This is a genomic window from Chelatococcus sp. XZ-Ab1, assembly GCF_029309855.1.
Lineage (GTDB): Bacteria > Pseudomonadota > Alphaproteobacteria > Rhizobiales > Beijerinckiaceae > Chelatococcus_A > Chelatococcus_A sambhunathii.
This window is the reverse complement of record NZ_JARKII010000013.1, coordinates 98717-107160: the sequence shown is the minus strand read 5'-3', so window position 1 is coordinate 107160 and position 8444 is coordinate 98717. Positions and strand designations below refer to the sequence as shown.

Annotated in this window: 4 protein-coding genes; 1 reads left to right on the top strand and 3 read right to left on the bottom strand. The window is 70.3% G+C overall.

Annotated features, from left to right (window positions below; translation table 11 throughout):
* Positions 1–256 (bottom strand): transposase (locus P2T65_RS18040; protein ID WP_276198947.1); only part of this gene is annotated, 256 nt, incomplete at its 3' end.
* A gap of 164 nt (positions 257–420) precedes the next feature.
* Here P2T65_RS18040 and P2T65_RS18035 point away from each other — a divergent pair.
* Positions 421–879 (top strand): hypothetical protein, encoded by a 459-nt coding sequence (locus P2T65_RS18035; protein WP_276200425.1) that lies wholly within the window; start codon positions 421–423, stop codon positions 877–879.
* Positions 880–919: 40 nt separating this feature from the next.
* On the opposite strand, the gene pbpC is transcribed toward P2T65_RS18035, so the two are convergent.
* Positions 920–3031 (bottom strand): penicillin-binding protein 1C, encoded by a 2112-nt coding sequence (gene pbpC, locus P2T65_RS18030; protein ID WP_276200424.1) that lies wholly within the window; start codon positions 3029–3031, stop codon positions 920–922.
* Between the two features lie 86 nt (positions 3032–3117).
* Complete coding sequence (locus tag P2T65_RS18025; RefSeq protein WP_276200423.1) at positions 3118–8340, bottom strand: alpha-2-macroglobulin; 5223 nt, start codon at positions 8338–8340, stop codon at positions 3118–3120.
* Between the last annotated feature and the right edge of the window lie 104 nt (positions 8341–8444).

Genomic DNA, 8444 nt, shown 5'->3' with positions numbered 1-8444 from the left:
CATCGTAAGCCCTTGTGATCGCGTCCATGAGCCGATCCCAGACGCCCGCCTTCCGCCATCGGTTGAAGCGGTTGTAGATCGTGGTCGGCGGCCCGTAGCGCGCCGGCATGTCCGCCCACGGCGCGCCCGAGCGCAGGCACCAGAAGATGCCATTGAGAACCCGCCGGTCATCCACGCGAGGCACGCCCCGCGACTTGTTGGGAAGGTGAGGCCGGATCGCCTCCCATTCGAAATCCGTCAGATCGTAGCGGCCCATCGCAAAGCTCCCGAAAAGGAGCTTGAATCACAATCGCCACCGTCAGGGAACCCAGAGCCGTTTATGGGTTTACGGCCTAGGTTGCATTTAATGATTATTGACGGAAACGCTGGAATACGCGAAACGCTGCGGGCGCGGACTTCCAGGATCCATGAGCATGGATATTGCAGGCAGAATCTTTTTATTTTTGGTTGGATGCTCTGCTGTTTATGACGTTTTCAAAATTTATACGACGGATACTGGCAGACGCGATTGAAAACGTCTATCACATTGGCGCAATCGCCGACAATTCTCCAGAAAATCGGTGCCTCGCAATAGTCATGCTCGCGACGGCGATCGCACTCATGTCGGCATCATTCAACCTTGAACGGCCACTGAGGCCGATTTGGATTGTGACCGGAGCTCTTCTTCTTTCAGGCCCTGGCGCCTGCACCGCCTATCACACCCCTGAAGTCCTCGACATGAGCCACGATGCGCACGAATTCGGCTATCTGTTCTGGCTCTTCTGGTCCGGCGAACTCGTTTTGACTTTTGCCGGAGCGCTGGCTCTCGGACGCGGTTTCCAGCGCATCGCTCCCCCGCTATTCAGGCAGGATCAAAAGCTGCCCAGCGGCCATCCCTGATCCCCCTGGACCGGCGGAGTGTCAGCGCCCGGCCGTGCCCCTATTCCACCCGTACCGTCACGCTGTCTGTCGCGCCGCGGCCGTCCGTTACCGTCACCCGCGCGAAGCCGCGCCCGTCCGCCTCCCATGCGGCCTCGCGCCTCAGGCTGTGCGCGCCGAGCGGCGCGCCGTTGACGTACCACAGGAACGGCGGGCTTCCGCCGCTCGCCTTGAGAGCGAGCAGCGCTCCGGCCCCCTCCTCCGAGAGACCGAGGTCGACGCGCGCCCCATCCGGCGGAAAGGCGATGCGCAGCGGCGCCTGGACGACGGCCGCGATCGTCTTCGGCACGTCCTTGCGCAGGTGACGCAGCGGCGGTGGCAGGTTCGCCGTCGTCGCGTGGATGACGCCCGGCGGCTCGGCCACGGGCTCGCTCGCGCCGCCGCGCCGGGCGAAGGCCTCGAACAGCATCGGCGCCGCCACCTGTCGGGCGACGAGGCCGGGCACCGCCGCGCCGTCCGGCCGGCCGATCCACACCGCGATGGTGGTGCTGCGGTCGAAACCGACGGCCCAGGCGTCGCGATAGCCGTAGGAGGTGCCGGTCTTGTAGGCGATCATGCCCGGCAGCGCGTTCTGCGGCGCCGGCGCACCGCGCAGCACGTCGGCGACGTACCAGGCGGCGACCGGCTCGGTCAGGCGCGCGGCCTCGCCCGCGGGCGTTCCCTCCTCCCGCCACCAGAGTTCGGGCACGACACCGCCGCGCGCGAAGGCGGCATAGAGGCGCGCAAGATCGATGAGGCGCACGCCGACGCCGCCGAGACCGATGGCGAGGCCCGGCGCCGCCTCCTTCGGCAGGACGAGGTCCGCCCCGGCCGAGCGCAGCCGCGCGAGCAGCCGCACCGGCCCGATCTCCGACAGCAGTTCCACCGCCGGCACGTTGAGCGAGAGCTGCAGCGCTTGGCGTGCCGTCACCGTGCCCTGGAAGGTGAGGTCGAAGTTCTTCGGCGCATAGATGCCATAGCGGGACGGCCGGTCGTCCAGCACCGTCTCTGGATGGGCGAGCCCGTTCTCGAAGGCGAGCGCATAGATGAACGGCTTGAGCGCCGAGCCCGGCGAGCGCACGGCGAGCACGGTGTCCACCGCCCCGGCCCGCTCGGCCGAGAAATAGTCTGCCGCGCCGACATAGGCACGCACGGCGCCGCTCGCATTATCGATGGCGATGACGGCGGCCGAGGCGCGCGGATCGACCCGCTCGGCCGTTTCGCGCGCCAGCGCCTCGAGCCGCGCCTGCAGGCGCGCATCGAGCGTCAGGCGATGCTCGCGCCGGCCGGGCTCCGCGCGCACCACCGTCTCGGCGAGGTGCGGCGCCAGCATCGGCACCGGCTGGCGCTGCGTCGGCACCGGCGCCTCGCGGGCTGCCCGTGCCTCGGCCTCCGAGATGCCGCCGTGGGCGAGCGCCCGTGCCAGCACGCGGTCGCGCGCGGCGCGGGCGACCTCCGGAAAACGGTCCGGCCGGCGCGTTTCGGGAGATTGCGGCAGGGCGACGAGCAGCGCCGCCTCGGCGAGCGACAGGCGCTTCGGCTCCTTGCCGAAATAGGCGAGGCTCGCGGCGCGGATTCCCTCGAGATTACCGCCGTACGGCGCCATGGTGAGGTAGAAGCCGAGGATCGCATCCTTGTCGAAGCGCCGTTCGAGCTGCACGGCCCGCACCGCCTGACGCAGCTTGGCGACGAGGTCGCGCTCCTCGCGGGGCTCGAGCAGGCGCGCCACCTGCATGGTCAGCGTGGAGCCACCCGAGACGATGCGCCCGTTGAGCGCCACCTGGCCGGCGGCGCGCAGGACGGCGAGCGGATCGATGCCGGAATGCGCGCGAAAACGCCGGTCCTCATAGATTGTGAGCAGCGCGATGAAGCCCGGATCGACGTCGTCGACGCCGACCGGCAGGCGCCAGCGGCCCTGCGGCGTGGTGAAGGCACGCAGCAGCCGGCCGTCCCTGTCGGACACGACGGTCGACCGCTCCTCGACCTGTGCCAGATCGAGCGGCCCCAGCGAAGCGACGAACTGTGCAAGACCGATGCCGGCCGCAAAGAACAGCGCGGCGCAGCCCGCGACCACCCCACGCAACGCGCGGGAACGGAGCAGTCCGGCAAGTCGCTTGCTCAATCCGGCTGGCATCCCAGCGACCTTCTCGTTGCGCCCCGGCGGGCCTCATCTGTTCCCTCCCCCTTGCGGGGAGGGGAGAAACTGCCCCAGCGCCGCCCCTACTTCGCCTCCGTAACCTCGACCGTTCCGAAGCCCGTGCGGCCGAAGCGCTCGGGGCGGTACATGTCCTCGGCCGTCGCTGGCGGGTGAACGTAGCGGCCCGGCGCCACCGCGCGGATCATGTAGGCGACGGTGATGAAGGCCGACTGGCTGCTGTCACGGTCGAAGGCGGCGACAAAACGGTCGTCGCGATATTCGACATGCGCCGGCTCCACCGTGGTCTGCAACCACGATAGCGCCGCTGCGGAGGAGGCGTCGACGAGGTTCGGATTGTCGATCTCGAACCCGGCCGGCAGGTGATCGACGACGAGCAGGCGGGCGAAGCGCGCCTGGTCCTCCATCACCTTGAGCACGGTGACGAGCCGCTCGTTCTGCCGCACGGTTGCGGGATCGACCGCCGTGCCGTCGAGACGATAGTAGCTGCGCTCCACGGTGTAGCCGCGGGCGAGCGCCCCCTCCCGCGCCGTCGGATTGCCGGCGGCCGTGACGACGACCCGGGCATCGAGCGTGCCCGTGTTGGCGATCGTCACCGCCCCCTCGTCGAGACGGGCGGCGCGGTAGTTGCGGTAGAACGGACCATCGGCCTCGCGGCCATCGACGGTGAGCCTGAGCCGCGCATTGTCCCGCGCAAGCGCGCTGGCGGCGAGCACCAGCCAGGCCTGCTCCTGCGTGCTCGTGTAGCGGCTCGTGCCGCGCGCCTCGTCGATGACGAGGGACGCCTGCTGGATTTCGGCGCCGCCGGTGCCCGCTTCGCCGAGGAGAGCGAGGACGGCGGCACCGTCACGCAGGCGCGAGCCGTAGTCCGGCCGAGAGGCCGGACCGTCCTTCTCGCCGCGCAGGGTCGACATGGCGGTGGCGAAAGCGGTCTCCGCGCGGCGCCGGTCGCCGAGCAGCGCGAGCGCCGCGGCGATCTGCGCCTGCGCCATGGCGCTGCCGAAACGCGGCAGCCTGACGTCGGCGAGATAGCGCAGGTCGCCCATCACCGGCCGTCCGTTACGGGCGAGCACATAGATGGCATAGGCGAGCGTCTGGCCTTGGCCCTGATCGAACTCCGTCGTGTTGGCGACGTAGTTGCGCAGCCGCTCGAGCGCGAGGTCGAAGGCCGTCTGCGGCACGTCGAAGCCCTTTTCGCGGGCCCGCGTCAAGAAGTCCGTCACATAGGCGTCGAGCCAGATGTCGTCGCCGCCGACGGACCACAGGCCGAAGCTGCCGTTGGAATCCTGACGCGACAGCACCCGTTCCACGGCGCCCCGCACCCGCTCGTCGCGCTGCATGTCCACCGGCAGGGCCTCGGCACTGGCAAGCTCGTTGACATAAAGCAGCGGCAGCGCCCGGCTGACGATCTGCTCCGAGCAGCCGTAGGGATAGCGGTCCAGCGCCTGCAGCAGCCCCGGCACATCGAGCGCAGCGAGCGTGGTCACGGAAACGGACGCGACGCCCGAGCCCGGCATCAGGCCGGCGAGGATGTCGCTGCTGATCGAGACGCTGCCGCCGGCCGGCAGCGGCCGGACGGTGCGATGGGCGAGCGCCGGCGTGCCCGGGGCGATGCCGAGGGCGAAGTCCTGCGCCACGTCGATGCCCGGCCCCGTCAGCCGCGCGGTGAGCTTCGCGACGCCGAGCCCGCCGGCCGTGACCGGCAGCGACAGCGCCGTACGCGCGCCCTTCTCCAGCTTGAGCGTGCGCCGCGTCGCCTCGAGCGGCAGGATGACCGGGCCGGAAGCGTCGACCTCGATCACATAGTCGCCCGCCTCGCCTTCCAGATTGTCGATGGCGAGGTGGATGCGGGACGTATCGCCCACGTTGAGGAAGCGCGGCAGGGTGCCGGAGACGACGACGGGGTCGCGCACCACGACATCGGCCGTGGCTGAGCCGGCCCGCGTCTTCGACCACGCCACCGCCATCACACGCACGGTACCGTTGAAGGCCGGCATATCGAACGACACATGCGCGACACCGTCGGCCCCGGCGCGCACCACGCCGGAATAGAGCGCGACCGGCTCCTGCGTCGGCGGAGCGCCGTCGAGCTGGGGGGCGCCCGCGTCGCCGCCGGAGCGGATGGCGCCGCGCGTGCCCTGCATGCCGTCGATGAGATAGCCGTAGACGTCGCGGATCTCCGTGCCGAGACGCCGCTGGCCGAAGAAGTAGTCACCGGGACGCGGCGCCTCGTAGCGCGTGAGGTTGAGGATGCCGACGTCGACGGCGGCCACCGTCACATAGGCCTCCTCCCCCGCTGCGAGCCCGCCGAGCCGCACCGGCACCTCGAGCGTCTGCCGCGGCTGCATCACCTGTGGCACATCGAGCGAGACGTCGATGTCGCGCTGGTCGCGCGCCACGGAGAACCAGGCAAGGCCGAGCGCGCGACCCGGCATGCGCTTGGCCCCGACATCGAGCGGCCGGTGGGCCAGCACGACCACATAGGCCCCCGGCCCCCACTCGGCCTTCGCCTCGAGCGAGACCGTGGTGCCCGCCGGGTCGAGATCGACGAGCTTCTCCCAATGCACCTTGTCGCCGACGACGAGCACCGTCGCCTTGCCGGCCGCGCGGGGCTTGAGGCTAATCGCCATCGTCTCGCCGGCCGCGTAGGAGGCCTTGTCGAGGCGCATGTCGAGCACGTCCGGCGTATCGGCGCTCACTGAGCCACTGTAGCCGACGGAGAAGGACAGGCTCGTCGGCGCCGCCTCGCCCCGGCCCGCCTCGATCTCCAGGCGGTAGCGTCCCCAGCCGACGGGCGCGGAGATGCGCGCGGGCGCATCGGTCCCCGGCTCGATCTCGCCGTCGGCGATGCGGCGCGTCGTCTTGATCGGCTCGTAGGACCAGCCACCGCCCTGGTTGAACCACTGGTACCGCTGGTCGATGCGGTAGAGGCTCCAGCGCAGCGGCATGGCGAGCCGCTTGCCCTCGCCCGTGGCCGCGACCACGTCGAAGGTCGCGATGCCGCCATCGGAGAGATCGGTGAACAGCTTGCGCACGCCGATGACATTGCCGGCCTGGGCGACGGGCAACGTGAGCGAGCGCGCCACACCACGCCCGCCGGGCTCGGCCACGGTGACGGTGACGGTGGCCTGCAGCGGCCGCGGCGCAGTCACGTCCGGCAGCGGCACGGCGAAGACCGCCTTGCCGGCCGCGTCCGTTTCCGCCCCCTCCTCGACCTCTTGCATCACGGTCTCGAAGGCCTCGTCGTCGAGACCGACGGCATAGCCCTCGAGCCCCGGCACCGCATTGTTCGGCACGGCCTCGATCGTCACGGTGCCGCTGACCTCGAGCTCCGCGCCCGGGGCGCCATAGAGATAGCGGGCCGTGACGTCGATGTTCGCCGCGTCGCCGGCGGCGACCGTCGGCGCCTGCGGCGCCAGCGTCAGTTCCAGCCGCTCCGGCACATAGTCCTCGACAAGGAAGGTGGTCTCGCCGATGGCGGCGCCCTTCGGGTCCGCGTAGGCGGTGAGCCGCCAGGTGCCGCGCATGGCCCCGGGCAGGATCGCCAGCGACCAGGCGCGCCCGCCGAGGCCCTGGTCGTCGACGGCAACGCGCCGGTATTCGACGCCATCCGGTCGGCGCGCAACGAGGGTGAGCGGCAGGCCAGCGGCGGCGTCGCCACGCGCATCGCGCAGCAGCGCCGTGACCTGGACCGTCTCGCCCGTGCGGTAGACGCCCCGCTCGGTGAAGAGCTGCGCATCGAGCGGCCCAGGCGTCTGCCGGCCGGCGACGCCCCGGTCGGTGAGGTCGAAGGGCGTCTGCGCGAGGTCGAGGAAGGCGTAGTCGCCGGCCTCTGTCGTCGCCACCACGAGCCCCGGCGCGAGGCCACCCTTGCCGCGCGAGAGGCCGGGCGCGAAGACGGCGCGGCCGTTGCCGTCGCTCTTCACCTCGCCGAGCACCTCGTTGTTGCGGGCAACGAGCTTGACCGTGGCGCCGGCGAGCGGCCCGGCCGAGGCGAGCGACCGCGCGACGACGTGCACGCCGTCCTCACCGGAGAGCGCCGTGAGGCCGATGTCGGAGACGATGAACCACTGGGTCGCGGCCGGGCTGTAATCCTCGTCGGCAGGCGGCCCGCCTGAGGGACGCGCCGTCATCACATAGACGCCGGGTTCCAGTTTGCCGCCGGTCGCTTCCAGCACCGGGAAGGCGGTCGTTACGTCCTCGTTGGTCCGCCGCGCCACGTCGAGCGTGCCGGCCCAGACCTTCTGCCCCTGGTCGGAGGCGATGTTGTCGGCCGTGTAACGAGCGATCTGCGACATGAACTCGTCGGAGCGCAGGGTCGGCAGGAGGTTACGGTCGCCGATGCGGTAGAGCTCCACATCCACCTTGTCCGTGTTCACTGTGACGACGGGGATGCCCTCCTGCCCCGTGCGCGGCAGGATGTAGTTGCGGCCGGTGAAACGTGCCTGCGGAGAGCGGTCGCGCACGTAGATTTCGTAGTCGGCATTGCGCAGCAGCGTCTCCTCGACGGACGAGGGCAGGCCCTGGCGCAGCACGATGGCATAGCGCTCGCCGTGTTTCAGTCCGTCGACGCAGAGCTGGCGGTCCTCTCCCGTCACGGCGGGCGTCGCGCTGCCCGTCACGGCGACGAAAGGCGCGAAATCGACGCGGCCGCGCGCCAGCGGCTCCGAGAAGTTGAAGCACACGCGCGGCGAGGCTGAATCGGAATCGACCCGATAGTCGAGGATGCGGAAGCCGTACTTCTCGCGCAGGCCTTCATAGATCGACCGCACGTGCGAATCGTCGGCGAGCGCGAGGCTCATCCGGTAGGCGTCGAGCGACGGGCGCCAGTATTGCCGCGAGGCGAAGACGTCGCCGAGAAGCGCCAGCGCCGAGGCCTCGGCCGCGGCCCCGCGCGCGTTCTGATAGGCCGCATAAGCGGCACTTGTCGCTCGCTCAGCGAGCCTGTAGCGCTCGTTGTAATTGGCCGGCAAGATGGCCATGGCCGCCCGCGCATAGGCCGTCCAGCCGGCAGCGCTGGCCGGATCGGCGGCGACGGCCGCGGCGGCGGAGGAAAGCGCCTGCCGGGCATCGCCGCGGGCGAGTGCCTGGGCGCTGTCACGGCGCAACTGGTCGGCGGGGCGCGTCGCAGCCGCTCCCGCCTCCGTCTTCAGATCGGCCTGCAGCCTGACGGCGGCGCTGGCGAGATCGTCCCGGACCAGGGACTTCTGCGCCGAAACCGGGGGGGCAAGGGCGAGGAGGCAGAGGGTTGCAATGGCGACGGCAATCAGTTGCGCAGCACGAATCATGCTCCCCTCCCTCGGCGAGCCTTCGGGTGACGCCTAGGAAAAATAGCGCCGCCGCGATGACGGGCGTGAGACTAAGCGCCTCGAAGCACGGCCGCAATCCATGG